This window comes from Pseudoalteromonas sp. P1-8, assembly GCF_001399985.1.
In the GTDB taxonomy this organism is placed as follows: domain Bacteria; phylum Pseudomonadota; class Gammaproteobacteria; order Enterobacterales; family Alteromonadaceae; genus Pseudoalteromonas.
On sequence record NZ_LJSO01000005.1, the window covers coordinates 238,402 to 265,255 of the forward strand.

General features: G+C 39.9%; 27 protein-coding genes. 10 read left to right on the forward strand and 17 right to left on the reverse strand.

The window, feature by feature from the left end; genetic code table 11:
- Window positions 1-9: 9 nt before the first annotated feature.
- Entirely contained in the window at window positions 10-681 is a 672-nt protein-coding gene (locus AN213_RS09430) for a penicillin-insensitive murein endopeptidase (RefSeq protein WP_055198402.1), read from the reverse strand.
- Window positions 682-826: 145 nt separating this feature from the next.
- On the opposite strand from AN213_RS09430, the gene AN213_RS09435 reads away from it, so the two are divergent.
- From AN213_RS09435 to dps, 4 genes are all read left to right on the forward strand, one after another.
- A complete protein-coding gene (locus AN213_RS09435) occupies window positions 827-1,975 on the forward strand; it encodes a GGDEF domain-containing protein (RefSeq protein WP_095209728.1) in 1,149 nt (382 codons plus the stop codon).
- Window positions 1,976-2,077: 102 nt separating this feature from the next.
- Window positions 2,078-3,088, forward strand: coding sequence for a substrate-binding domain-containing protein (locus AN213_RS09440; protein WP_055198406.1), 1,011 nt, complete (start codon window positions 2,078-2,080; stop codon window positions 3,086-3,088).
- Window positions 3,089-3,167: 79 nt separating this feature from the next.
- A complete protein-coding gene (locus AN213_RS09445) occupies window positions 3,168-3,587 on the forward strand; it encodes an HPP family protein (protein WP_054551886.1) in 420 nt (139 codons plus the stop codon).
- Window positions 3,588-3,814: 227 nt separating this feature from the next.
- Window positions 3,815-4,333 carry a DNA starvation/stationary phase protection protein Dps gene (gene dps / locus AN213_RS09450; protein ID WP_054551887.1) on the forward strand — a complete coding sequence of 173 codons (519 nt, stop codon included), beginning with the start codon at window positions 3,815-3,817 and terminating at the stop codon, window positions 4,331-4,333.
- A gap of 78 nt (window positions 4,334-4,411) precedes the next feature.
- On the opposite strand, the gene corA is transcribed toward dps, so the two are convergent.
- The 5 genes from corA to AN213_RS09475 all read right to left on the reverse strand — a co-directional run bounded on the left by corA (window position 4,412) and on the right by AN213_RS09475 (window position 8,156).
- Entirely contained in the window at window positions 4,412-5,368 is a 957-nt protein-coding gene (corA, locus tag AN213_RS09455) for a magnesium/cobalt transporter CorA (RefSeq protein WP_054560713.1), read from the reverse strand.
- A 120-nt stretch (window positions 5,369-5,488) separates the two neighbouring features.
- The gene (locus AN213_RS09460; protein ID WP_055198408.1) at window positions 5,489-6,718 is read right to left on the reverse strand and encodes a serine hydrolase; all 1,230 of its coding nucleotides are present in this window, start codon (window positions 6,716-6,718) and stop codon (window positions 5,489-5,491) included.
- 28 nt (window positions 6,719-6,746) lie between these two features.
- Entirely contained in the window at window positions 6,747-7,361 is a 615-nt protein-coding gene (locus AN213_RS09465) for a hypothetical protein (protein WP_054560715.1), read from the reverse strand.
- Between the two features lie 31 nt (window positions 7,362-7,392).
- Complete coding sequence (locus tag AN213_RS09470) at window positions 7,393-7,605, reverse strand: helix-turn-helix transcriptional regulator (RefSeq protein ID WP_055198410.1); 213 nt, start codon at window positions 7,603-7,605, stop codon at window positions 7,393-7,395.
- Between the two features lie 167 nt (window positions 7,606-7,772).
- Entirely contained in the window at window positions 7,773-8,156 is a 384-nt protein-coding gene (locus AN213_RS09475) for a hypothetical protein (RefSeq protein WP_054560717.1), read from the reverse strand.
- A gap of 182 nt (window positions 8,157-8,338) precedes the next feature.
- Between AN213_RS09475 and AN213_RS09480 the strand changes: the two genes are divergently transcribed.
- On the forward strand, window positions 8,339-8,989 hold the full coding sequence (locus AN213_RS09480; RefSeq protein WP_055198413.1) for a tellurite resistance TerB family protein: 651 nt from the start codon (window positions 8,339-8,341) through the stop codon (window positions 8,987-8,989).
- A 44-nt stretch (window positions 8,990-9,033) separates the two neighbouring features.
- On the opposite strand, the gene AN213_RS09485 is transcribed toward AN213_RS09480, so the two are convergent.
- Window positions 9,034-9,282, reverse strand: coding sequence for a hypothetical protein (locus AN213_RS09485; RefSeq protein WP_055198415.1), 249 nt, complete (start codon window positions 9,280-9,282; stop codon window positions 9,034-9,036).
- Between the two features lie 156 nt (window positions 9,283-9,438).
- Here AN213_RS09485 and AN213_RS09490 point away from each other — a divergent pair, with 156 nt between their 5' ends.
- Window positions 9,439-10,209 (forward strand): AraC family transcriptional regulator, encoded by a 771-nt coding sequence (locus tag AN213_RS09490; protein ID WP_055198417.1) that lies wholly within the window; start codon window positions 9,439-9,441, stop codon window positions 10,207-10,209.
- On the opposite strand, the gene AN213_RS09495 is transcribed toward AN213_RS09490, so the two are convergent.
- Genes AN213_RS09495 through AN213_RS09505 form a run of 3 tightly spaced genes read right to left on the reverse strand, consistent with a single transcriptional unit; the run spans window position 10,206 to window position 11,820 of the window.
- On the reverse strand, window positions 10,206-10,412 hold the full coding sequence (locus AN213_RS09495; protein WP_054560721.1) for a helix-turn-helix transcriptional regulator: 207 nt from the start codon (window positions 10,410-10,412) through the stop codon (window positions 10,206-10,208). The two genes, AN213_RS09490 and AN213_RS09495, sit on opposite strands and share 4 nt — an antisense overlap.
- Window positions 10,412-10,969, reverse strand: a complete 558-nt coding sequence (locus AN213_RS09500) for a DUF2975 domain-containing protein (protein WP_055198419.1) — start codon at window positions 10,967-10,969, stop codon at window positions 10,412-10,414. The genes AN213_RS09495 and AN213_RS09500 overlap by 1 nt, the downstream gene beginning before the upstream one ends.
- Complete coding sequence (locus tag AN213_RS09505; protein ID WP_235575450.1) at window positions 10,966-11,820, reverse strand: alpha/beta hydrolase; 855 nt, start codon at window positions 11,818-11,820, stop codon at window positions 10,966-10,968. Before AN213_RS09505 ends, AN213_RS09500 begins: the two co-directional genes overlap by 4 nt.
- A gap of 264 nt (window positions 11,821-12,084) precedes the next feature.
- Here AN213_RS09505 and AN213_RS09510 point away from each other — a divergent pair, with 264 nt between their 5' ends.
- Entirely contained in the window at window positions 12,085-13,233 is a 1,149-nt protein-coding gene (locus AN213_RS09510; RefSeq protein WP_054560724.1) for a hypothetical protein, read from the forward strand.
- 57 nt (window positions 13,234-13,290) lie between these two features.
- Here AN213_RS09510 and AN213_RS09515 read toward each other — a convergent pair whose 3' ends face one another.
- Window positions 13,291-14,877 carry an RICIN domain-containing protein gene (locus AN213_RS09515; protein WP_055198421.1) on the reverse strand — a complete coding sequence of 529 codons (1,587 nt, stop codon included), beginning with the start codon at window positions 14,875-14,877 and terminating at the stop codon, window positions 13,291-13,293.
- 116 nt (window positions 14,878-14,993) lie between these two features.
- Entirely contained in the window at window positions 14,994-16,598 is a 1,605-nt protein-coding gene (locus AN213_RS09520) for a diguanylate cyclase (RefSeq protein ID WP_054560726.1), read from the reverse strand.
- A gap of 192 nt (window positions 16,599-16,790) precedes the next feature.
- Between AN213_RS09520 and AN213_RS09525 the strand changes: the two genes are divergently transcribed.
- Both AN213_RS09525 and AN213_RS09530 read left to right on the forward strand, forming a co-directional pair.
- Window positions 16,791-17,330: a heme NO-binding domain-containing protein gene (locus AN213_RS09525; RefSeq protein WP_054560727.1), complete on the forward strand. Its 540-nt coding sequence runs from the start codon at window positions 16,791-16,793 to the stop codon at window positions 17,328-17,330.
- A 1-nt stretch (window position 17,331) separates the two neighbouring features.
- Window positions 17,332-19,059 carry a response regulator gene (locus AN213_RS09530; protein ID WP_055198423.1) on the forward strand — a complete coding sequence of 576 codons (1,728 nt, stop codon included), beginning with the start codon at window positions 17,332-17,334 and terminating at the stop codon, window positions 19,057-19,059.
- A gap of 3 nt (window positions 19,060-19,062) precedes the next feature.
- Here the strand turns inward: AN213_RS09530 and AN213_RS09535 are convergent, their stop codons facing one another.
- Window positions 19,063-20,199: a helix-turn-helix transcriptional regulator gene (locus AN213_RS09535; RefSeq protein WP_236702903.1), complete on the reverse strand. Its 1,137-nt coding sequence runs from the start codon at window positions 20,197-20,199 to the stop codon at window positions 19,063-19,065.
- 215 nt (window positions 20,200-20,414) lie between these two features.
- Here AN213_RS09535 and AN213_RS09540 point away from each other — a divergent pair, with 215 nt between their 5' ends.
- Window positions 20,415-21,236, forward strand: a complete 822-nt coding sequence (locus tag AN213_RS09540; protein WP_236702904.1) for a DUF2306 domain-containing protein — start codon at window positions 20,415-20,417, stop codon at window positions 21,234-21,236.
- Window positions 21,237-21,303: 67 nt separating this feature from the next.
- Here the strand turns inward: AN213_RS09540 and AN213_RS09545 are convergent, their stop codons facing one another.
- The 4 genes from AN213_RS09545 to AN213_RS09560 all read right to left on the reverse strand — a co-directional run bounded on the left by AN213_RS09545 (window position 21,304) and on the right by AN213_RS09560 (window position 26,634).
- Entirely contained in the window at window positions 21,304-22,305 is a 1,002-nt protein-coding gene (locus AN213_RS09545; protein WP_054560730.1) for a family 43 glycosylhydrolase, read from the reverse strand.
- Window positions 22,306-22,395: 90 nt separating this feature from the next.
- Window positions 22,396-23,394, reverse strand: coding sequence for a kelch repeat-containing protein (locus tag AN213_RS09550; protein ID WP_055198427.1), 999 nt, complete (start codon window positions 23,392-23,394; stop codon window positions 22,396-22,398).
- 137 nt (window positions 23,395-23,531) lie between these two features.
- Window positions 23,532-24,509, reverse strand: a complete 978-nt coding sequence (locus AN213_RS09555; protein WP_055198429.1) for a DNA topoisomerase IB — start codon at window positions 24,507-24,509, stop codon at window positions 23,532-23,534.
- Between the two features lie 58 nt (window positions 24,510-24,567).
- Window positions 24,568-26,634 carry a catalase gene (locus tag AN213_RS09560; RefSeq protein ID WP_055198431.1) on the reverse strand — a complete coding sequence of 689 codons (2,067 nt, stop codon included), beginning with the start codon at window positions 26,632-26,634 and terminating at the stop codon, window positions 24,568-24,570.
- Window positions 26,635-26,854: the final 220 nt, after the last annotated feature.

Here is a 26,854-nt window from a genome sequence, read left to right on the forward strand (position 1 = left end):
AATTGAAGACTATTTTTCACACGGTACTAAAAAATCAACATGGTAATGCTCATCATGTCGCACCCAGGATGGCTTAGTAGAAAACTGAATATGCTCTTGTAAATAGTCAGCATACTTAGTTTTATAAAGCCCAGTTTGCAGGGTTGGGTCAAAGATCATTCGCCAAATATCGTAACCTTTGGCTGTTGCCGATTTATGCAGCTCAACAATATGGGCTGCTAAAGCGGTATAATCAATCTTAAACTGTTCAAACTGACCTTGTTTATCAAATTCAATATCGTAGCCAAAACGATTAAACACATGTGTAGGCAAATGAACTGATAGCCCCTTTTCGTTAATAACAGGTGTCATAAAATCAACCGACAAACCATTTTGATGAGTTTTATGCGGGCTAAATTTCCCGCCATTTTCTAAGCCCGTTTCAGCGTATTTGTATCGTTTATCTGGATGGGATTTCTGGAGCGCTTGGTAGGCATCAACAATAATGTTTTTTACCTGCGAATGAACATACGTACGCCCTGCCAGCTCAGCCACTTTGCTGTAGCTGGTAAAGTTATCACCCTTGCTGGGTAGTTTTACTGCATTGCGTACATAGCCATTGGCAGTCGTTCCACCACAGACGCTATTAGCCAAAACCGACCCAGAGCAAAATAATAAGGCTAAAAATAAACATGTTTTCATTGCAGTAGCTTCTTTAAAAATTTAAAGCTTAGCTATCAATAAATGAACTAACGATTAAAGCATTTTTGAATCATAGGTAGGATTTAAAGGTGAGTAATTTTTCCTGTGCTAAGCTTTATTTACCTAGAGCTTTTCAGTGCGACTCATGGCTAGTAACGTAGAGAATTACTTTTACCACGGCTTTTTTGTCTTCTTACTCATTACGGTAGTAACCTGCTCCATTATAGCCACGCGCCTGATGCGCAGTAGTTTTAATAACCGCTCGATTTACTTATTTAACCTGTTTTTTTACCTTGGTGTAATTGGCTTTGCATGGCTGTGGATCCAAGACTTATTAGACCTTACGCCAAGTTTTCGCTCTGGCGTGGTGATTTATATGATTTCCATGACGTTGCTACAATTATCCATTTATAACCACGACGAACCCAGCCGATTTAATAAGATAATTATTGCGCATGGTGCTATTTTTTCTGTATTTGCCCTCCTCACTCAAAATATAAATCAACTTGCCCTTGTCGAAGCCTGTTTTACATTAAGCGTATTACCCGCACTTATTTACTTCACCACTAAACGCGCTGTATGTGAAAAGAATATTGGCAACACTGTGTTGTCAATGGCGCAATGCATTTTACTATTAGTGCCCATTTCACAGCTAAGTATTATTACCCATGAACATAACTTAGCGACCTTGTATTCATTGACCGTCATTGCCCATGCAACCGTGTTTGTTATGACTGGCCTCGGTCTCATCACCACCCTGTTGGTGGATGAAAAAAAGCGTTATTTGGAATTGTCTCTAAAAGACCCGCTTACCGGGCTCTACAATCGCCGCGGGCTGCAATTCATTATTGAACAACAGCAACTATTCAGCCCAAGTCAAACATCTAGCTTATTCGCCTGCGTAGTTGATATTGATTACTTCAAACGTATTAATGATAGTTACGGGCATGATGGCGGTGACCTAGTCCTCGAAGTGTTCTCTGATCTAATGAAACACCATTTGAAAAAAGAAGACTTATGTTGCAGGCTCGGCGGTGAAGAATTTTTACTGTTGTTCTTTGCTACCGACATCAGCTCGGCTAAGCAATTTTTAGAGGGCCTACGTAAAACATTTGAAACCAGTCAAATAGCTTATCGAGAACATCGTATATCGGTTACTGCTAGCTTTGGTTTAACCAATTGGCAACCAAATGACAGCTTTGAAAGCTTAGTAAACCGCGCAGACAAAGCCGTTTATGCAGCGAAAAATAATGGTCGTAATCGCATAGAAACAAACAGCCTAAACAAGGAGTAAATAACTAGAGACGCCACTAAAACAAATACCTTTCTATCAATCTTGTAAATTCCAACTCTGTCACTATAATTAGCTCGTGCTTAACTTGCAATATGTAGTGCTATGTCCTTAAAAGTATTATTAAATTTTAAATTGAACTGGGTACTTTTGTGTGCCAGTTTTTGGCTTTTTGCCCTGCCAATTCAGGCTAAATATGTGGTGGCTGTTGTGGGTAAAACCAAAAACGATAGTTTTTATCAGCAAGCCTTTAAAGGGTGTGAGCAATTTGCAAAACAGCATCTCGATTTTGAATGTATTTACGATGGCCCCAAAGACTTTCAAGATATTCGCACACAAGTCTTAGTGATCACCGACCTTGTTCGCAGAAACAACATTAGTGGTTTATTAATCGCAACCACAGATTCCAATTACCTTGTTGAAAGAGCCCTTAAACAGCTTAAAGATAACAATATTCCTGTGATCACTTTTGACTCTGATCTGCTCGAAGAAGATCAGCAGTACCGTTTAGCTTATGTAGGTACCAACAATTTTGACTATGGTGTGGCCTTGGGGAACGAATTAAAAAAATTCACCAGCAAAGAAAATAACCAGGTGTGTATTCAATCAGGGCACTCAACAACACCTAATTTAAACAAGCGCATTGAAGGTGTTCGCTATGCGTTATCTGGGCAAAAAGATAAACGTTTAAGTGGTGAAAATGGCTGGAGTGAGTTTGATAGATGCCCTTTATATAGCTTAGGCAAGCGAGAGGTCTCCCTCGGTCAACTCGACAAACTTCTTAACCTTGAAAATCCACCACTATTTTTAGCGGTAGCGGGCTTTGCCCAATTTAACCCTAATTATGCAAACGTGATTGCTAAACATAAGCAACGTATTGCTAATCAAGAGGTGGTGATCGTTTCTGCCGATACTGAGCAAATGCAATTAGAAGTATTACAACAAGGATTATCATCGGCCAATATTGGTCAAAACCCATTTGAAATGGGCCGACTTTCTGCAGAATTGATGTATCAATACCTCACTAAAGGTGAACGACCAGCTAAGTCTCACTATTATTTAGACTTTCATTATTGTCAGCAAAATAATGCAGGTACTTGCACCGTTAATCACTAAAACTTTGATCTCACTAAAGTGCAATTAACTCGATAAGCGCTAGACTTACCACAACTTGATTAATTGTAAGGATGTAGCCATGACACACCTAGTTAGTGATTTGATGACGCCAGACCCATTCGCCATTAGCGCGCAAAATACCCTGCATGACGCGCATAATCTAATGAAAGAGAAAAATGTCCGCCATATTCCAGTGATCAATGAGCATGGTGGTTTGGTTGGCATGTTAACGCAAAAAATCATGATTGCTCAGGTAATGAATATCATGGCGAATTACAGTGCCAGCGCCCTCGAACGCAAGGAAAAGCAAACTAAAGTGGTTGATATTATGGCTACCGATTTTACCAGTATCTCGCCAGAGCAACCGCTACACGAAGTTGCTAAGTTTTTTGTTGAAAACCGTCATGGCTGCATGCCTGTGGTTGATAAAGATAACAACCTAGTGGGCATTCTAACCTCATCTGATTTTGTTCGTTTAGCGGCGGCTTTACTTTCTTAAGTCGTAAATTAGTATCTGCACACTGAATTTTTTACAGAAGGTGTGCAGAGTTTTCATACTTCTTCTTAGCTAGTATCACCCTCACTCAAGACCCAAATGAAATTAACCCTTTAAATTCATAATCTTATAATTTAAAAATAATTAGGCACAACGCTTGCTTCTATGTAATTACACATGCTTTTTAGATTAAAAGCGAAAGGAAATTTACAGATAATCTCGGAGGAGTAATGAGTAATTCATCATCAAAAATCGCAGAATTTACAGCACCCGGTGTTAAAGACCAAGCTGCAGCTGACACGATTGCTATTCTAGACCAACGCATGGTCGCTTTAATCGATTTACACCTCACTTTAAAACACATTCATTGGAATGTTGTTGGCCCTAATTTTATTGGTGTACACGAAATGTTAGACCCGCAAGTAAGCGCAGTGCAAGAGATGACTGACACGATCGCAGAGCGTATTGCAACTATGGGCGGCGTACCTGTTGGCACACCACAATCAATTGTAGAACGCCGTACTTGGCAAGATTATTCAATTGGTAAAGGCTTAGTTACTGACCATCTAACAGCACTTGATAAAGTGTATAACGGAGTCAATAAAGACCACCGTGCAGCTATCGATAAGCTTGGTGAGCTAGACCCAGTTTCTGAAGATATGATCACCGGCCAACTGGCTGACTTAGAACAATTCCAATGGTTTGTTCGTGCACATATCGAATCGTCTACCGGCGAATTGAAAGGTTAAACCCCATTTAAAGGTTAAACCCCCTAGGTCTATCCGAAGACCCCTTGCCCAGCATTTGCTGGGCTTTTTTATGCTTTGTTACAACCAACCTTTATGTTTAAAGAACAAGTAAGGTGCAAAGCCAGACAGCAACATAATGCCAATTGCAAACGGGTAACCCCATGCCCATTGCAGTTCAGGCATGCTGTTAAAATTCATCCCATAGATACTGGCGACAACGGTCGGCGGTAAAAACACCACAGAGGCAATAGAGAAGGTTTTGATAATTTGGTTTTGTTCGATGTTAATAAAACCCTGAGTCGAGTCCATTAAGAAATTCACCTTATCAAACAAAAATGTACAGTGAGACATAAGGGTATCAATATCGAGTACAATTTCACGAAGTGACTCGCGGTCTTCTGTCGGCGCTCCTAGGTGGCGCAGTAAAAACGAGATATTCCGGCGCGTATCCATCAAACATAAACGCACTTTACCGTTATTATCTTCAAGGCGCGAAATTCGACTAACAGCTTCTTCTAAGTCTGAGTCATCCTCTTCAAGTACATAGGCACTGAGTTTTTCTAACTGGTGATGCATGTCTTCAAGCATATCAGCGTGGTTTTCGACTTTTTGGTCAAATAAAGTCACCAAAAGTTGCTTCGGATTATCACACGCTACTTGCCCTTTACGAGCACGCAGTCGTAATAGACGAAAATCAGCTAGTTCATCATCGCGGATTGTCAGCAAGCAGTTGTCTTGTAGCAAACAAGCCACGGTTACCGTATTAAAGCGCCCTTCATTTGGTGACATGAAAAGCGCATGCACATGCAAACCTTCATGGTCAATAAAACAACGGGAAGAGGCTTCGATTTCTTCAACATCATCAGCACCAGGTAAGGTGATATTAAGCGTGCTTGCCAGCGCTTGTCGTTCTTCTTCAGTCGGATTTATGGTATCAATCCAGTGGGCATTTTTTATGGCTGTTGCAAGAGGCGTATCAGCAGCTGGCTCAGTTTCTGTGATCACACCTTGGTCTATAGAAAAAAATCGTAACATTTGCCCTACCCTGATAAATCAATTTAAAACAAATACTATAGCTGTTCACGTTAATGAACAATGACAATGCAACGAATTAAAAGGTAAAGCAGAAAATAATTAAAACCTAACATCAATTGCTTATTTCGCTTTTTTGAAGCGCACCAAAAGCATACCTATCAAGATGATACCAAGGCCTATTAAGCAAGGTACAAAAGCGCTTTGCAGGGCAATATCAAACGCTAAAAAGTCGGGGTAACCGGTTTGCCAAAGCGTCCATTCATAACCGAGTTTTGATGCAATATGTTCACCACCGCTGCTAAGTACGATGATTGCATCATTGTTATCTGGGTTGATGCGAAGCGTGCTATTTATTGCTGGCTCATTCGCGCCATCATGACCAAAGACAAAATCTCCCGATGCTGTTGGTGCATAAAGCATGGTACCTAGCCCCCAAATTGGTGCGCCTAAGCTAATTGCCAAAGGCGCTCGCATGGAGCTGATCATTTGCAGGCTTAACTGCCCTGTTTGAGGTGATGTTAATGCTTGCACTAAAGCGATTAAGTCATGGCTACTTGCCAGTAAGCCTGTTGCTGCTGCCGATGCGTATTGAAAATGCCCAGCAGCTTGCCCGCTTTTATCATAAGCAGGTGCGATGTTGTCTAACTCAGTGAGTACATCGTAACTGGCATCAGTCATATTGACTGGCTTAAAGACGTTATCAGCCATCCAAGTTGCAAAGCGTTGATTCGTTTTTTCTTCTACCAGCAGCTCCAGCATTAAATAGCCGCCCCCAGAATACTTAAAATCGCCCACAGGCTTGGTGACTTTTATTTCACGCACACCCGTTGATGATAGCGGCTTGTTGAGCGACTCAAGCAAGCTTGGTACGGTTTCATTTAGAGGAATATCAGCAAAGCCTAAGCCATCACCAAGCCCCGCAGTATGCGATAACAGATGTGCAAGGCTAACGGTTTGATTATCAAACTCTGATTCAGGTAACTGCCAACCCGTCAGTTGCTCATTAATAGCGTGATCTAAAAGGACTTGCTGCTGCTCTGCCAGACTCATCACACCATAGGCGGTAATAAATTTACTGAGCGATGCCACTGGGAACAAAGTATTTGCAGTTATTTCATCTTTGCTTTTTGAGTAATCTTGAAAAACCACTTGGCCATTTTCAATCAAAACATAAGCGATGTTTGCTTGATTGTTGGCAATCAGCGCCTGACTATTAGCAATAAATTGCTCAGTGTTGCCCGTTTCGGCAATGGGTTTTAAAAACCAACCACTGACACCACCATATACACAGGTAGCAGCCCAAACAAATGACAAAAATAGCGTTAACAGAATCGTTTTAAACCAGCTCATACCCTATTCCTTGTGTTACAAAGCGCTGTTAAATCACTTCGATTTGCTCAGGTTTTTTGATAAAGAACACCATTAAAATTAATAATGCTGCTGGGAATAAAAACACATTCAAATAAGCAAAAATCACCGTTAGCTGTAAGATGCACATTAGCAACAATAGGATAGAAAACACCGTTAGCAACGATGACATTCCATGGCGCTTTGTTAGTAATAATGCGGCTGTGATCAAACCCACTAACGCATACAAGCCTAAACTCCCAGCCGAGACCACCATGGCAATAATTGAAATACTTTCTACTACATCATTCGATGCTTTATCACCTGCAACAGCAAGATAAACATCGCATAACACAGTGGCATGAAAAGCTAATACCAACACCGCCAACACACATAACAGTATGCGTACACCTTCAACATCAAACATATCTTTTAGTGCCTTGCGTAAACTCAGGTACACGTAAATTTCAAGTGCACCGATGAGCACGAACACAAGGTCTGAAAAGTTTAAGCTTTGTAAATCAAGCTTAAGCGCCTCGCCTAAGCCATCAAGTGTTTCGCCAAATACTGAAATCCAGTACATAGGAAAAATTATGGCAAGTAACCCCGCTGCTATGCCGGGTAGTAAATAATCACGGTTGAGCATATGCCCTCCAAAATCCTGTTGCGTTGTAAAGTTAATCGCTATCGCGTTCGTACACCAAAATATCGCCGGGTTGGCAATTAAGCTCTTCACAAATAGCTTCAAGGGTACTAAAGCGGATCGCTTTCACTTTTCCGTTTTTTAGTAATGATAAATTGGTCATAGAAATATCAATGCGCTGAGATAGCTCTTTCAGCTGCATTTTGTTCTTTGCCAATTCTATATCTAGGTTGATTCGTATTTTCATAGTCTAAAAAGTACACAGCGGATTTATGATTGTCAAACTTTATTTTACGATTATCATAAAATAAAGAATGAAAAACATAATAACTCAGTAAGTAATTAAACCCATATTTTGACCATTTCAGGCATAAAAAAAGCCAGTAAATACTGGCTTTTCGCTCTATTTATAAGTTAGACATTGGCTTGGTAAGCAGGGATAGCTATCGCCGCTACAATACCCAATAAAAATATGCCACCAATGATCAACACGCCCCAAAATGACCATTGTTTTTGTACTCGTTGAAAATGCTCAACACTATCCCAACGTTTATTTTGCCATGCCATTTCTCGGCCTTTAAAGCCCAGATAAATCGACACAATAAAACCAACATAAGGCACTAAGGCCAATAAGCCAATCCAAGTGCTGTTGCCAATTGCCCAAATCCAACTTAGCAAGAAAGCGCCCCAACTAAAGCCTTTAATGCCCTCGGGTAAATCGTCTACCTTCCCCTGCCCTGAGTTATTTTCAGATGCCATTTCAAGGCTTGCTTCAGGTGGAGTGTAATTATCTGCCATGAGTTTTTCCTTATTATTAATCAAACAGAAACCCTAACTTATAGTACTGAGTGTATTTTAAGCAAGCTAAAGATAAGTACCTAAAGCAGAGAATTGTTACCTGATGTGTTTTGTAACATTTATCTCGTTTCCTTTTCATTTTAAATCACCTAGTCTGGGCACATAACTGCAAGGAGAGAACAATGAAAGACATACAAAAGTTAGTGGGTAATTTAAATAAATCAGGTGCGCTGAGTGGTTTTTTAGGAGGCGTTGCTGGCGGCGGACTAACGAGCTTAATGGGCGGAAAAAGTAAAAAGAGCAGTAAAAAAGCCGTAAAATATGGTGCGCTTGCTGCTGTCGGTGGCCTTGCTTGGAAAGCCTATAAACAATACTCAGAACAAAAAGCGGCTCCAGTTCAGCAAACTAGTTCTCGTGGTTTTGATATTACCCCCGCCACGCTGTCTGAGCAGTCATTTACTGATGCAATCGACGATAACCATAATGATGGGCAATTATTACTGATGCGCGCTATGATTGCAGCCGCCTATGCTGATGGCCACATTGATGAAACGGAAAGACAAAAAATCTTCGCACAAGTAGAAACAATGCAATTGTCTGTGCAAGAAAAGGCCATGCTGTTCGATGAGCTAAGAAAACCAATGCAACTATCAGAGTTAGTTGCCGCTGTGCCTAACGCACAAATGGGCATTGAAGTATATGCAGCCAGTGCCAGCGCAATTGATTTAAACCAAGCAATCTCTAAACACTACTTAGACACGCTCGCTAACCAATTATGCATTCCTAATGAACTGGTAATGAGCATTCACAGAGAGCTTGCCGACTACCAATAAAAATGGGGCGTCTTCGCCCCATTTTTATTGGTAAACAGTGATGATTAATGCGACTTTTTAGTGCCGTAACGTACCATATCTTTACCGTTTTCATACACTTCAGTTGTCACGTAACGGCCAAGTAAAAGTTGATGTTTATCATCAAGTACCGCAATAAATGGGCGGCCATCACTATTATTGGTTGCAAGAGCAACACCGGTTACATTCTCTAGCCCTAAACCGCCAGTTTCAACTAGGCGTAAAAATGTTTCTAACTCGTCTAATGTTTCAATTACATCGTTATCGTTAATCATCTCAAATACTCAGTGATTGCTAATGGGCGTAGCATAGCAGGATTAAAAACAGGGTGCGAATAACAGCCCCTAATCTAGCTTACTTTTGGACTAAAAATTGACACAACGCTATTCAATTGATGATACTTTCGCTATCGATAGAGGCAGTGAAGTTTAATGAGTAACCATTTAACGCTCGAATTAATGACCCCAAAGGGCAATCTTGCCGATAGCATACAAGCTATTTGGTATGCCACAGCGCACTCTCAAGGAGAGCAATGGCTTGCCTGCGATGGTGCCACAGGGCTTGTGTTTCCTGTTGCTGGTGAAGTTTTACTTGATGACAAGCCGCTTGCTGCCCCTTATGCAGTGCAAGAAACATCGACTCAAGCATCTAAAGTCACATTTTCACACGATGCGCAGTTTTGTGGTATTCGTTTTAACCCAACCGTATTGTCTGAACTAAAGCGTAATGCTCACCCACTCCTTGCAGAGCAGTCACTATGTGAAATTGCCGAAGATCTGCAAAATGATGCCAGCTTAGCCGCGTTTGTTGCACTTATTAGCCACCACTTTACTGATAATAAAAACATTAACCACAGCAACAGGCACTCAAAACACCTAATCCGTAACCTTATAGAGTTAACGCCACTCGAAACTGCTTACCAACTTGCCCCACTCAGTCAACGACAGCTCGAAAGACAAGTTAAGGATCAATGCGGCGTTACCCCTAAGTATTTTGAGCGTATCTACCGAGTAAAACTTGCTAAACAAGCAATTAAAGATAACCCTGAAATGAGCTTTGCAGATATTGCACTTGAATGTGGCTTTACCGATCAGCCTCATTTAATCAAAGAATTTAAAGCAATAATGCACATCACCCCAGCAAAATACCGCAAGTTATTGAAAGACTCTCAAACTAAACAAACAAAGCTTATTTTTTGTTAGTCGTCCTCAAAACGCAGAATATCACCAGGCTGACAGCCTAAGTGCTTACAAATTGCATCTAAGGTCGTAAAGCGCACAGCTTTAGCTCGTCCAGCTCTAAGAACTGATAAGTTTTGTGGCGTAATACCTATCGCTTCAGCTAATTCTGCAGACTTCATTTTTCGCTTAGCTAACACTACATCTAAATCAATAATAATCGCCATTAAATCACTAACTCTTGCTCTTTTTGTAGCTGCTGCGCTTGACCCATGATCCAACCAATAACATAAATAATTAATCCCATCACTAAGCCTATAATATCAGTATCTTGTATAGCCACGACCCTTCCGATATCTGATCCTGTTGCCAAGTTAAGAAGAGTTATAAGTAGTGACGGGTAGCACACAACTAGTGCAAATTGCGCCAATAATACGCCACCTAACCATTTAAAACATTGTATATTTTCAATAGCGAAGAAGGATCCACGTCGGTAAAGCAAAAATAACCGAATCAAAATTATGTTGATCAGAATAAACGGTAGCAATTGCACAAGACCAAGCCATAAAACACTATCAAAACCATGCTCATTTAATGTTTGTGCTACTCCTTGCCAGGAGCCGCTGACTTCAAGACCAATCCACATATGCGCACCATTACTTTGTGTAAAACTTAAAACATTACTGTCACTGAAAAGCACAATAATGCTTGTTACTAACAAGCTAATAAGCGTAAAAATTAGCAGGCTTAGGATAAACGAACTCATCCAAACAATTTTTTTCATGACGATTTACTCAGTGTTATTTGTTTTAGAAGTTGCTCATAATGAGTCGCTAACTGCTTACCTGTTAACGCATTAGAATGGTGCTTCCCTTTTGCAATGTAAATCTGCTTTTGCTGAGATTTTGCATATTGATATAGTGATTTAGCTAACTCAGGTGGAGTTTGAGTGTCTTTTTCACCGGTGATTATTAATAGCGGTGCTTGATAAACTTGTAACGCTTTTAAATTATCGACTTGTTTAATCTCTTCACTAAACTCAACACTAACAAACGGTTTAGCAAACCACGGAATTCGTGCTGCTGTCATCTGTTCAACATTTGTCACACTCCCTTCGAGTACCAGAGCATCAACGTTACGCTGACTGGCAAGATAACCTGCAATCATACTTCCTAAAGAATGACCATGGATCACCACAGGCAAAGTATTTAGGTCTGATCTGCCTTTTACATAATCAAATACCTGTAATGCATCAGCTTGCAGATTAGCTACGCTAGGTACTCCAGAACTAAGCCCATAACCACGATGATCCATCATTAAAATATTAACTTGAAAAGGTAAAAGTAGCTTGGCTGGTTCCCCACCTGCGGCACTAACGCGAAACTGGTTACCACCGAAGTAAATTACCGTCGCACGAGCATCTGCAACTTTAATAAGGGTACCCTTAAGTCTAGTACCCTCATCGGTGTTTAAAGTTATCTCCTGCGTTTTGGCGGTGGCATTAACACTTTGTATTTCCTGCATCGTTATTTTTTTATCCGGATATAAAAAGTGAGATTCCTCAACTTTAATTGTCGTACAACCAGTTAATAACAGCACAATCAGCGAAACCACTGCAATAGAACCAAATTTCATTTTCACGATCCTTCTAGTAAAAAAACTACTATGGCACTAGATAAGTTAAAAAACAAACTAAAATTACCGAAAAACGATAATTAATTATTCAATATCGAACATTAAAAGCCCTTCCTTTGAAAAATAGCTTTGATCAAAAGCGCTATCTCCTTTAATTCATTATTTTTCAAATTCTGTGTTGAGCGATTTTATTTGCGCTCGGCATTTATCCATAGGATAGTTAACGCAAGCCTACTAAACGAGCTGTAACTAAATAGGATAATCATGAAAAAAGTTTTACTTGCCACCGGCTTAATCGCCTCGTCATTTACTGCATTTGCAGCCAATTTAACCGTTGAAGAACTGCGTATTGAAAAAGCCAGCAAAGCCATGCCAAAGGTGTTAAATGCTTTTTCTAATGAAGTAAACCAATTTGAAAAACAGTGGCAAGCTGCTGCTAGTTATCAGCAAGCAAGTGACCTTATTGATGATTACGCCAAACAATTATGGCGCGATGCCAAAACACGTATAATTAAAACCAACAGCTTCGACGACCGAGAGCTGTATTGGGCTCGTTTACTTTCAAGCAAGATTATTCGTACCAGCAAACCCCAGTTTGCAATGACCGACAGCGAACAAACCGCGTTATTAACAATGCTCGAAAATGGCAGCCGTGGCCGCACCGACCTTGATTACAGTAAAAAAACCGACAAACGCATTTTAATTACAGGTTTTGATCCATTCTTATTAGATAGAAATATTAATCAAAGTAACCCATCCGGTGTTGCAGCATTATTACTTGATGGCCAAGTAATTAATTACAATGGCATTAGCGCCGAGATCAATACGGTGATGGTGCCAGTGCGCTACGAAGACTTTGACCAGGGTATTATCGAATCATTACTTGCGCCATATTATGCACTTAACAATGTCGATATGATTGCCACTATCAGTATGGGCAGCAAAGACTTTGACCTTGAACGCTTTCCGGGTAAACGCCGCAGTGTAACGGCGCCCGATAACGCCAATATTGTGTATGGCGGCACAGCAACTGCACCGAAAATTTCGAGCCTTAACGACCGCCCTCTTCCGGGCAATGAGTTTGTAACGTTCAGCTTACCAGTTAAGCAAATGCAACAAGCCAAAGGGCCATTCCCAATCAACGACAATCATAAAGTCGTTACGCTTGAAAAAGCATTTGAGCCAAAATCACTTAAAGAGTTAGAAGGTGCGATTGCAGTAAAAGGTGGTGGCGGAGGCTACTTATCTAATGAAATCTCGTACCGTAGTATTCGCCTGCGTGATGAGCTTAATTCAGACATCCCAACGGGGCATATTCACACCCCACGTATTCAACAATTTGAGCCAGAAACAGAAGCGAAAATTGTTAAGCAAATTAAAGCAATGCTTGAGCAGAGCTTGGTTGCAATTTAAAGCGTTAAGCTCAGCTATAAAGCAATAGCTGAGCTTTTTCCAATTCACAATTGATACTTATTGTGGACCTGTTCCGCCATTCACTTTACTGCCCAAAGAACTTGGATCATCTAATCGATATGGGTAAAGTTGAATATCACCGAATACTGTTGCCCCGCTATCACGATATTGATCAGTTGCAGAACTTCCAGTGTAAACATTTCCTGAGGCACTAAAATAACCAGAGCCTTGATTCCAGTGAGGTTTCGCTGAATTTTCAAAGTAATTATTTTCCACTAAAACCTCTGCGCCATTCCCCGCACTAATTGAAAAATAAGTAATGTTCTTCCAGTAATTATTAAACATATGCACACGAGAGTTATAGCCGTCTACTTTAGGGTTTCGCCCTGCAGCTGTATCCCAAAAATTGTGATGCGCTGTTATTTGAGAGTTTCTAAATAAATGGGTATACCAATGCTGGTTAGCGCAAACTTGAGGGTTATATCCATAAAAACGGTTCCAACTTAAAGTAACGTTTTGACTATTGTCGACATCAATATATCCATCACTTATTTTATTAAATGCCATGTGATCAACCCATACATGACTGCTATCATCTATTGAAATAGCATCACCTGCTTCAACAAGCGCAGGGTTAATATCCTCAAGCATAATGTTCTTAATAATAATATTTCGTTGCTTACTGATGACGAGGCTGGCACCGATTATTTTCGAGTTTTTACCCAACCCTTGCAGCGTTTTATTTGATTGCACAATGATACGTCTATCATTTCGGGTAACATTCACGGTTGAGTTTGAGCTGCTTCCCAACTCACTACAACTTTGATTACCAACGGGAATTCTGTACCACGTCTTACCGTAATCTCCCCATTGACCACAATCAAGTGGACAAGCTGGTACCGTTCTATTGGCGGTTCGACAATCAATCACTGTGTTATCAGGAACTTGAATAACCGCAGCAGAGCCAGAACTTAATGCAGTACTTAAATCATCACAGCTATATACTGTGATGGCAGTGTTATTACCACCACCGGTCGTTGTGCTCAATCCATCTTGACCTGCTTGAGATGCAAAGCCTATTAAGTCACTGGGAGTGGTTCCGGTAGTCCCACAGTCGCCATTTACTGGATTAATAAACCATCTTTGTGAACTGATCCCAGCATCATCATTTTGATAAACATTTGCAGTATTATTTGAGCCTGCAACTGTCAAAGATTTACCAGTTAACTTATTGACGATATTAAAGCCGCCCGATGAAGATGCTTTTAACAACCAACGTTGATTAGCCCCTTGCCAATCATCATAAGCAATTATATTTGCACCATTTGATTGCGATGAGTTCAACACATCAATAACTTTATTGTTAAATTTAGAGCGTATAATCCAATAGCCATCTGCTTCTTGAATAAGCTGAAACTTTTGGTTATTTCCACCCCAGTATTCGTAGCTAATAATATTCGGGGCTGAGCTAGAATCACTGGTATTTACATCAAGTGCAAGGCCAGAGCCTCTATTAATAATGGAATATACAGTGCCAGATTCAGGCATAGCACTACACTGTTGTGCATGAACAGCACTCTGAGCAAAACACGCAACTGCTAGTAGGCATAATGCTAACAGTTTAGTTTGGTTTAAAATCTTCAAGACTATCTCCTTTATTACATTTGTAATATAAAATTACATTATTAAAGAGATAGTTTAATTTATACGTACCTAAAAACACCTATTTATGTTTATTTTATGTAAACAAATGTTAAAAATTACCCAACAACGCAGCAATTTCGACCTTGCTTTTTCGCTTTATAAAGCGCGTCATCTGCTATTTTAAACAAGCTATCTGAATCAAACGCCTCATTAGCAGCCTTACTGGCAATACCTATCGATAAGGTAACATAGCTTAAGTCTGCACGGCCTTGGTGAGTTATGTGAGCTGATGCAACGGCGTTTCGTAGCGTTTCAGCCACTTTGAGTGCCTGATGCTTATCGGTATTGCTGAGCACAATAACAAATTCTTCGCCGCCATACCGAGCAACAAAGTGATTACTTGGCTGGGTGTTTTCTTTAAGAAGATTGGCGACCTCACAGAGCGCTTTGTCACCTTGATCATGCCCATAAAAGTCATTGTAGAGTTTAAAATGATCGATATCGGCGACAATCATTGAGATAGGTTGCGATGCTAAATCTGCATCGCTGGCAAGCTTCGCAAAATGTTTATCTAATGCCCGACGATTGGCAAGCATCGTCATTGAATCGGTGTAACTGATATGTTTTAACTTCTGGTGGCGCTCTAGTATTTCATCACGTTGATTTTCTATCAAAGTAAATAACTCATTCATACCTCGCCCGAGTTGGTGCAATTCGTTATTACCAAAATACTCTTCCCGAGCGCTAAAATCGTTATTACTGATTGCTGAATTCACCAATGTATAAAGCTTTCTGAGTGGCCTTAAAACCTGTTGATTTATATATAAATAAAACAAAATAAACACAGATCCAGATATCAATAAACCGGTAATTAAAGAGCTATCAAACAAGCTTCGGTCGTAAGTTCGTTCACGGGATGCGATAGATAGCACAAATAGTAAGTCTCCTGCTTGATCATTGACTCCTAAGTAAAGCCGTCGATTGTGTTGAGTCGTCTCGACTGCTCTCCTTTTCTCACCAAACACCCTAATTAGATGATCCCTATATTTAGGTGCTTCATCAATGCCATAAAAGCTAATATCATTTGCTAACCCTGGTGTTAGATTTTCGACAAAGTCTTCATCAATAAAGCTCCAAAGCAATAATGTCGCCACAAATTCACCAGTGCCATCGGACTTCGTTACATTGTAAGCGACGGTGACGGCAGGCGTTTTATCTATGGTAATAAACCGGACTTTATGAGTTAACTCAGATTGGCTATTGTCTATATCGCCAGATAAGATTATTAGGTCGTTTTTTATCAACAAATTGGGGCTTTCTAAAACCGTTGGTGAGTAAGGCTGATAATCACTATTAAAGCTGCCACCGCCAATAATATTTGCCTGTGTATCATATAAATACCAACCATTTACGTCTAACCGCTGTAGTGCGTCTGCAATAACATAGTCACTATTAAACCACTGGGTATCACGTTGCTGTGCAGCTTCATACATGGTATCCCAAGCAGCGCTGTCAAAGACCATTTTTGACAGCGCATCAACCTCTTGCTGAAGTTGTGACTCCACGCGCTGAATATCAATCCGATCATTTTGTTTTGTCATCGCTTCAAAAGTTGGCAATATCCAAAAATGCCGAATAATTGTTTGCGCCAACAAAATAGCAAAGCACGCCGCGGTGAAAGCAAGTAATAAGCGTTTTTTGAGCCTCGCACCAATCACCATAAAATACCAAACCAAGCAGAATAAAAAGTACATTAGTATTAAAAAGTATAACCACGTTTACTCAGTTTGCTTGCCAAGCTTTAATAAATCAGTCTCATAAAGGCAGAACCTCTACTAAAGTTGGTGACTGATAAATTGTAAAATCCCTGTTTATATCTAAACTTTTAGTATGAAATTTTGAAGGGCTACTGTATGAAAGGTATCGTCTTTACCGAGTTTTTAGACATGGTCGAAAATGAATTTTCTTATGAAGTGGCAGACAAAATCATTGAAGAAAACTCACTTGCTTCAAATGGGGCCTATACCAGTGTTGGTAATTACGACAACGCTGAAATGATCATGCTTATTACTTCGTTAAGTAAGCACGTCAATACGCCTGCAGAACAATTAGCCACGCACTATGGTAAGTATTTATTAAATCGTTTTTTTATCCTTTTTCCTCACTTTTTCACCAGTGTTTCAACTACGTTTGACTTTTTAGATACCATCGACCGCCATGTTCATGTAGAAGTTAAAAAGCTTTATAGCGATGCTGAGTTACCAAGCTTTGAAACAAAACGTATTAGTGAGCGCAAAATGCAAATGTTCTATCGCTCTGGAAACCCTTTCGCCTGTTTAGCAGGTGGATTAATTGAAGGTGCATGTGAAAAATTTAATGAAAAAATTACGATTAAAAAGGATATAAGCGCTGATCATATGTCGGCAACCTTTACTTTAACAAAAGAAGATTAGTGTGGATGAAGAACTCTACAAACGTAGAATAGAACGAGAGCGCCAGGCTCGAAAACAAGCCGAAGCCCTGTTAGAACAGAAGTCTTTAGAGTTATATGAAGCCAATATGACGCTAAAACATGCGGCCGAAAATCTAGAAAAAGAAGTTATTCTTCGCACACAAGATTTAAATAAAGCAAAAGAGTTGGCCGATGCCGCCAATCAAGCTAAATCAATGTTTTTAGCCAATATGAGCCATGAAATCCGCACCCCTATGAATGCAATTTTGGGCATGGCACACCTCGCCCTTGATACTGAATTAACCGATAAACAATATGATTACGTTGAAAAAATTCAGCTTTCGGCCAAATCACTGCTTGGGATTATTAATGACATTCTCGATTTTTCTAAAATAGAAGCCAACAAGCTTGAACTTGAAAACAGTGATTTTAACTTAAATGACTTTCTTGCGAACCTCGCTAATTTAGCCAGTAGTTTAATTGAGAAAAATAACATCGAAGTCATTTTTGATATTGATGATGACATTCCAGAGTTTTTAATCGGTGACGCTCTTAGGCTTAATCAAGTTTTATTAAATTTACTGAGCAATGCCATTAAGTTTTCAAACCAGCAAGATGTCACGCTGAAACTGACAAAAAAATCACAAACCGATACCTCTATTTGTATTAATTTTCAGGTCATTGACCAAGGCATTGGTATGTCTGAAGAGCAAGTTAATAGTGTGTTTAAGCCTTTTTCACAAGCCGATGTTTCAACAACTCGTAAATTTGGTGGCACAGGTCTTGGTCTTGTTATCAGTAAAAAAATTATCGAGCTTATGGGAGGTCATATTGAGGTTAAAAGCCAATTAGACAAAGGGAGTAGCTTCAGTTTTGATGTGTTATTTTCGCTATCGGTTATGCAAAGCTGCCACGACACAGATATTTTCAAACATAAACGCGCTCTTATTATTGAGCAAAGCGACCAACCTGAAGCTATTTTAAATACCACGCTCAATGCATTAGACATCAATGTACAGACGATTGATTGCATGGATGAAAAGCTTTCTAACGCTGATATTAGTCACAACTACGACTTTATTTTTTTAGACTGGCACGTATTAAACTGCAAACAAAATAACATTCTAGAGAACCTCAAAAAGCAGCTTTCTATCGACATTAAAAAAACCATTATCCTCGCTTCTTATGAAAACCAAGAAGTTAAAGACACGCTAAGTACGCTAGATAAAACCGTTGAAGAAATATTATTAAAGCCGATTATTAAAGGGAACCTATTGAAAACCCTCGAGCATGTGATGGGTATCGCTACGAAAAAAGAGACCAGAGTCGACAACACATGCTTTAAAAAGCTTGCGGGCTCAAGAATACTGCTAGTTGAAGACAACCCGCTTAACCAACAAGTTGCATCGCAAATACTACGCTCAAATGGCTTTGTGGTTGATATTGCCGAAGATGGCATAGCAGCGATTGAAGCTGTCGAAAAAGAATCTTTCGATTGTATTTTGATGGACTGCCAAATGCCAAAAATGGATGGTTATACCGCAGCGAATAAAATTAAACAGCAATCAAAGTTTGCCCATATCCCTATTATCGCCATGACCGCCAACACTATGGAAGCCGACCTTACAAAAGCGAAAGAATCAGGAATGCAAGGCTATATAGCCAAGCCAATTGAAGTGCAAACCATGTTTGAGGTCATTGCAGAGCATTTAATGCAAAAGCAGCTGTAATTTCTAGTCAGTAAGCTCTATGATTTTTTGTTCTACTAATGAGTTGTTTTGCTTACGAAACTCATTTGGGTTAACCCCAACGATACTTTTAAACACACGGTTAAAGGTAGCAAGCGAAGAAAAGCCACTTTCCATTGCAATACTGAGTATACTCCAATGACTTGCTTCATCTTTTAATAACAGCCCTTGCGCATGCTGTATTCGATACTGATTAATAAACAAATTAAAATTTGCGGCTTTAAAATGATAACGAATAGCCCGGCTGATCTTATACTCAGGTACTGCTAATGCTTGAGCAAAATCAGAAATTTTCAAATTAGTTTGCAAATAAACCTGCTTATTGATGAGTGCTTCTATGCCAGTAATAAGCTCAGGCTCTACCTCTTTATTTTCAGATTGTTCAGCCTGATGGGTAGCTTTCATTACCTTTTCAGAGTTCACCACTTTACTATCAATAGCTTCAGGCACTGTGTTGTGGGCACGTTTTTGCAAAAACATCACTAACTGCATTGCAAGTACAATCAACAATGCTGATGAGGCAATTATAAGCGGCTCAAATTGTTGAAATTCGCTTTCACTGAATAAAAATTTAGGCAGTATGCTGGCATTAAATACCGCTAAAAAGTAGCAACTAGCAAAAATATTTGCCTGCAACTTTTGCGTTTGTGTTTTCTCTTTATAGCCTCGTAATGCTTCCCAAAAAGAGAGCACCAAAATACTCGAAGATAGCAACACCGTTATTTCGGCCATACCTTGCTTTAAACGCCACATGAATTGGCTATCAGGGAAAACTTGCACATCAATACTCACCAAATAATGCCAAGTTTGGTTAAACATAATTAAACCAGCAATAGCAACTGCCACGACAATATGTACCGAAGCAATAGGCTTATGCTTACGAAACAAAGTGCGTGATATAAGCCAAGACATATTACAGGTTGCGCAGGTAAATAAGCCAATTAAATAACTGTAAACACCAATAGTTGGTGCACTGATTTTTTGCACCCCAACCATGCAAAGCGAACCGCAAAATACTGCAAACAGATAATGAATAAGCTGCTTCTCTTTTTTCATACCATTTAGCAGCATGAGCCCCATACAAACAAAAACGAGTAAGTAATAAGGGGAAGTATTTTGCATAACTCTACATACCTTAAATTGGGAGTTTGATGAATTATTTACCAATCAGATAAGTTTACTTTTTCAAGATCAACATAGCAAAAAGAGTTTGTTAGTGAATATGTCAAACTCTGTGTGAGCTCTCAAAAACAAACACAATATTTCATTGATCAAATTTCGAATTTGAGAAGAAATCTTGCTCTAGCCCTTTATATTAGCGGTATTAGAAAAATGTAATGGAATTGATGATGTTTAACAAAGATAGCAAAATCACACCTTTAAAAGCGCTCGAATACAGTAAAAAGCTTTGGTTTATTAGCCTGCTAATGGCGCAAACTTGCTTTGTAGTTTATCTCATTCTTGGTTATGGAATGACAGGGTTAACTACAGGTCTATCAGGTTGGAACCGACTTAATAACACCGCCTATGTTGCTAATGATGCCACAGGGAATTTGATGTATGCAGTGCATGTATTATTTGCGGTAGTGATGATCCTTGGCGGAAGCTTACAACTCATTGAAAAACTGAGGACAAAATACAGCGCATTCCATCGCTACAATGGTCGTGTATTTGTTGTTTTAGTTTGCTGTATTTCATTTGCTGGCATGTATTTAATGATAGTAAGGGGCACCGTTGGTAATACACTGATGCATGCACTGACAATGTTTGGCGGCTTAGTGGTTATTGTATCAAGTATATTTGCAGTGAAAACAGCACGGGCTCGTAACTTCAATGCTCATCAAAGGTGGGCTATACGGTTATATCTTGCGGCTAATGGTGTGTTGTTTTTTAGATTATTGATATTTGCATGGTTTTTAGTATTTGGCACCTTAGGCGTTGATACCGCCACATTCACTGGGCCTGCCGTGCTTGCTGTTAGCCTTTGCTCTTACTTAGTACCACTTTTAATAGCCGAACTTGTTCGCTATGCAGCTCGTACAAATATTACGTTTATCACTATCGGCACTGCCTGTTTAATGACGCTAATATCAATCGTGTTCTTAATCGGCTTATTTGGGGTGACTTTGGCAAACTGGTACCCAGCTATTGTTGGCTAACTAACTCTCATACAATAAAGCCACCTAAGCTGGTGGCTTTATGAAGTTAATTTACGTCACTATAAAATTAATACAGTTCAAATAGCGGACGACCATTTTCGTCGTACTTCACTTCCATAACACGAGCATGGCGGTTTGGATCGTAAAGCGGATCTTTTACAATCTCTTCAAGTGGACGGGTGTCTGTTTTTGGGACCACACTTGGTTCACCAACTGCGTGCTCATAGTCACGAGCATGGTAAATACACAGTGGTGTTTCACCATCTTCAGCTACTGTAAAACAGTTATGACCTGGGCCGAAAATTTTCTTTTCAACACTTGTTTCAAGCACTGGCATACGTGTTTTAGTCCACGAATTACGATCAAGTAAATCGCTGTTTTCATCGGCTTCCATATAGCCCATGCAGTAACATGCACCTGTTGCGCTTGCAGAGAAAGCAATAAAGATTTTACCGTTATTTTTAAGTACTGCCGGGCCTTCATTTACCCAAAAGTCGACACGTTCCCAATCGTAATCAGGTGTAGTCAGCATAAACTGCGCTGTTTTTAGCTTAATAGGTGACTCCATCTCAGCTAAATACAGGTTTGATGCAGCAAATTGGCCGCCAGTTTTCTCTGCCCAGCAGAAGTAACGCTTACCGTTATTTTCAAAAATAGTGGCATCTAAAGAAAAATCGGTGAACGACTTTTCATCGCCCTCAGCGGCTTGCATCATGCCAAGTTCAACCCACTCATCATTTAGCGGATCTTGGCCTTTACACTCAAGCACATACGGACGTAATGCCCAAATATCATCTTCTTCACTGGCAGCAAAGTAGATATACCATTTGCCATCTAGGTAATGAATTTCAGGTGCCCAGATATGACGGCTCATCGGGCCGCTGTCATGTTTAAACCAAATATCAAAGGTTTCAGCGTCTTTTAAGCCCTCTAATGTCGCAGACTTACGAAGTTCAATGCGATCATAAGTTGGTACAGAACCTGTAAAATAATAAAAACCATCGCTGTGCTTATGCACAAACGGATCGGCACGCTGCTCTACTAACGGACTATTTGTTTGTAATGTCATCTTGAAACCTGATCGTTAAATTTTAATTTGTATTATTTTATTACTTTTAAGTAAAAACACAAATATAACATTATTTTTAACAGACAGTAATCATAAACCTTTCATACCTTCAAACAGCACATTTGCATTATTAACTTCACGGCTCGTTTCAGAAAGCCCTACCTTTGTGGCACCACCCAATAGCCAAATTTCGCCGTTTAATGTAACCGCCCCTAAACCGTGGCGAGGTGTTTGCCATTCGAAAGTTTTGCGCCATTGCTGCTTGGTTAAATCATAACTAAAAACCTCACGGTCAACTCCTTGGCTATGTTCACCGCCAAACACAGTGATAGCATTATCAATAACTGCCGCCGCATGCCCTGCTCGTGCTTTAGGGAGTGCTGCATGTGCTTGCCAAGTGTCTGTTTCGGGTAAGTATTCGAGCATGTCAGTGATAGGCTCGCCGCCAACGGTTCTGCCACCTAACACAAACCAACGGCCGTTTACTTGTGCACTCGCTGCACTGTTTCTAGCTGAAGGTAAAGCCGCGGCTTCTTTGAAGGTGAAGTTTTTAGGATCAAAGACTAAATGCGCACTCACATCTAAACTATGTTGCCATTGCCCATTTTTCTCACTATTCGGGCTACGGCCACCAGCTAAATGTACTTTACCATTAAGCACTGCGCCCACAGTTTCACTCAACGCAAAAGGCAAACTCGCCACCTTTTGCCATGCTTTGGCGCCTTTATCTAGCATTAACACATCACGGCTATTGGTCCACTGGCCTTGTGTATTAACAAAACCACCAAAGGCAAATAATCTGTTTTCTACTGCGATTAAATACGTGTGATGACGCCCTTCAGGCAAACTAGGTGCTGATTGCCAACTAGCATACTTAGGTGACCAATAATGGACTTTTGCTGTCATCTTACCCGCTGATGCTGGCAGCTCGGTAGAGATCCCCCCTGCAACCCAAATATGTTGGTTCATTACTGTAGGGTAAATTTCTTGTATAGCCTCTGGGAGCTTTGGTGCTAATGGCTCTTTTGCCGATAACGTATAAGGTAAACAAGTAATAGAAAATGCTAACAACAGTTTGGCTAAGCGCATATAAATCCTTAATGAGCAGTTATTTAGCAAAAAGTTAAACTAGTTGTACCGATTAGTACACTGCCAAATAGTCTTACTTATTCTGTCATTGTTGCTATCAGGAATTGGTATTTCTTGACTACCAGAAATAGACATATCTACTGGCCGAGAAAGAGTAGAAGTCCTCGCTCGTATCTATTCAAATACTTCGTTTTACGGGGCAGTTTTAACTGCTTTCTTAAACCAACCTGGTTGTTTTCATCCTTTTTACATAAATCAATAAGCGCCGGTTGAATATAAGAATTACGGGCTATCGTTGGCGTATTACCCAAATGGCTCGATACCGTTTCTAGCATGTCGCACAAAGGGAGCTTTTTCTTTGCATTATAAAAAGCTTCGAATGCTAAAACACTTGCACGCCAGGTTCTAAAGTGTTTTGCACTAAACTCCTCTCCCATTACATGCTGGATAAATTGATTAACTTCACGTGAGGTCACGGGAATACATTCACCATCCTCTTTGTATTGAAACAGGTTTTGTCCGGGTAAATCTTGCAACTCTTTAATAATGGAGCTCAAAACGCGATCTGTAAGGTTAACCTCTCTCACTTTGCCAGATTTAGCTTTATATTCTAAGCGAATATTTTTCCCTGTTATCTTCGCATGGCGGCGACGTAAGGTTGTCGCTCCAAAACTATTATTTTCTTTCGCGTTACGTTTAGACCCTATCCTTAAAGAGCCTAAATCCATCAATCTTACAACTGCAGCTATTGTCCTTTGATAATCAAGTGTATTACCTTCTAAATATTCAGCTAACTTTGCCCTAAGTAAGGGTAATTTATTTCCGAAAAGCTCACACACTTCGAACTTTTTTAGCTCCTGCTGCTCTCTAAAATCTGGGTGATAAAGGTATTGTTTTCTCCCTTTTGTATCGTAACCAGTTGCTAAAATATGGCCATTTTCTTCAGGACAAAACCAAACATCTTTGTATGCAGGAGGGAATGCTAGTGCATCTAAACGGGCGATTTCACTTTTATCATTAATCCGCTTACCTGTTGGGTCGTAGTAAAGCCAACATTTAGAGTGACTTTTTCGAGTAATACCGGGCAAATTATCATCAACATAAATTAATTTCACTGCACCTTCTCACTATAATTATTACTCAAGGCGAGTAGCCCTCGCCTTGAAAGATGAGTTATCGTTGCCAATAACGAAGTTGTTTTAGTGTCTGAAGAAAGTCACATGCCTTGCACGTTTCTAGGTTAATGATGCCGTCGTCTTGGTCTTCATTTAAGCCAACAGCTTTTAACAACGCCATTGAGCTTTCAGTAAAACCAATAAATTTTTTGTGTGAGTACGCATCAGAAACGAAATCTCTCGCCTCTGGAATTTTAATTAACTCTTTAGCACCTTCCTCTGATGTCAGTAAAACAACTGCATCATATAAAACAGAAGGGCCGCCGTTAATAACTTGCTCTGCTCCAAGGTGAACACCAGTAGAGCTTTTCGCTCCACCGATCTGGGCTGCAATGACTTCAAAGTTCGCACCTTGCTCGTTTAGTTCGCTAACTAATGAATTAAATAGCTGATCGTCAAAGCCATCACTAACGAGAATACCGAGCTTCCTTCCCTCAAAAGTAGCCAAAGCACTTTTTTGAATACTCAGTGCATCAGATACAGGTAAATCTTGGCGAGTTTTTAGTGCAGCCTCAGCAGGTTCAGGCATTGTTTGCAAACCCAAACCAGCGGCCACTAACTTAGCTAATTCGCTATCAATATTTAGTAAATGAGACACCACACGCTCCCTAATAGCTAAATGTTCCACTTTTGACAGTTCAAAAATCAATGCGTCCTGGATATGTGATTGCTCTATCTTAGTTTGACTTAGATAAAACTGCCTAGCTTGGCTGTAATGATCACTGAAGGTTTCTGATCGATACCTTAGCTTGCTACCTTGCGCTTCATCATCAGAGCTTTTAAAGCCATGAACAGGACATTCTCTTGGATTGTTTTCATCACTTTGCCAAGAGTTTGGCTCATAATTTACTCTTCCTTTGGGGTTATGCATTGCCATGTGACCATCTTGGTGAAAGTGGTGCATTGGACATTTAGGTGCATTAATAGGGATATGAGTGAAATTTGGCCCTCCTAATCGCTTTGTTTGAGTATCTAAATATGAGAAGTTACGCCCTTGTAATAGTGGATCTGGTGTAAAATCGATTCCGGGAACTATGTTTTGTGTGCAAAAAGCAACCTGCTCGGTTTCTGCAAAAAAATTATCAACCACTCTATCTAAAACCATTCGACCAATGATCTTAACGGGTACTTGCTCTTCAGGGATAAGCTTTGTGGCATCAAATACATCAAACTCAAAGTCATCGGCAAAAGCTTGGTCAAATACCTGTACGCCAAGTTCCCACTCAGGGTAATCGCCATTTTGAATTGATTCCCACATATCACGGCGATGAAAGTCAGGATCTGCTCCATTAATTTTAACAGCTTCATTCCAAACCACTGATTGCATGCCTGATTTAGGTTTCCAATGGAATTTAACGTACTTTTGCTCACCATTTTTATTGATAAACTTAAATGTGTGAACGCCAAATCCTTCAATAAAGCGTAATGAACGTGGAATAGCTCTATCAGACATCGCCCACATGACCATATGCATAGATTCAGGCGATAAGCTAATAAAGTCCCAAAAATTATCATGAGCCGTTTGAGCTTGCGGAAAACCACGATCAGGCTCAGCTTTAGCGCTATGGATCAAGTCTGGGAATTTCATCGCATCTTGGATAAAAAACACAGGAATGTTATTACCAACTAAATCCCAGTTTCCCTCTTTTGTATAAAATTTAACAGCAAATCCGCGCACATCCCTTGCTAAATCAGGCGAGCCCTTGCTACCAGCTACCGTTGAAAACCGAGTGAATACAGGTGTTTTCTCGCCTTTTCGTTGAAATATATCCGCGCATGTCAGCTCTTCAAGTGTTTCGTAAGTTTCAAAGTAACCGTGTGCCCCATAACCTCTAGCATGCACAACCCTCTCAGGAATACGCTCATGATCGAAATGAAACATTTTTTCACGAAAAATATGGTCCTCCATTAATGTTGGACCACGCTTCCCTGCTGACAAGGAATTTTGATTATCACTAACAGGACAGCCTTGTGCTGTAGTCATTGTTGAATACTGATTATTTGCATGTTGATGTAGCTCACCACCATGCCCCTTTTGACCTGAATATTTAAATGACTCCGGCATAAGTTTCCCTTTATTTTAAACTCGTTAAATTGTTATTACGTAAATTTAGGAAAACTAGTAGCAAGTAAAAAGCCAAAAATTAAAACCAACAATATCAACAAGTTAAAATTAAATTAAATAACATGTAAATAAACTTATTACACAATTTGTGTAATTTTTTCTAACTAAAACAATCTAAACCTCCTACTTTAGATTTACCCTCCCCACCATAAAATACACT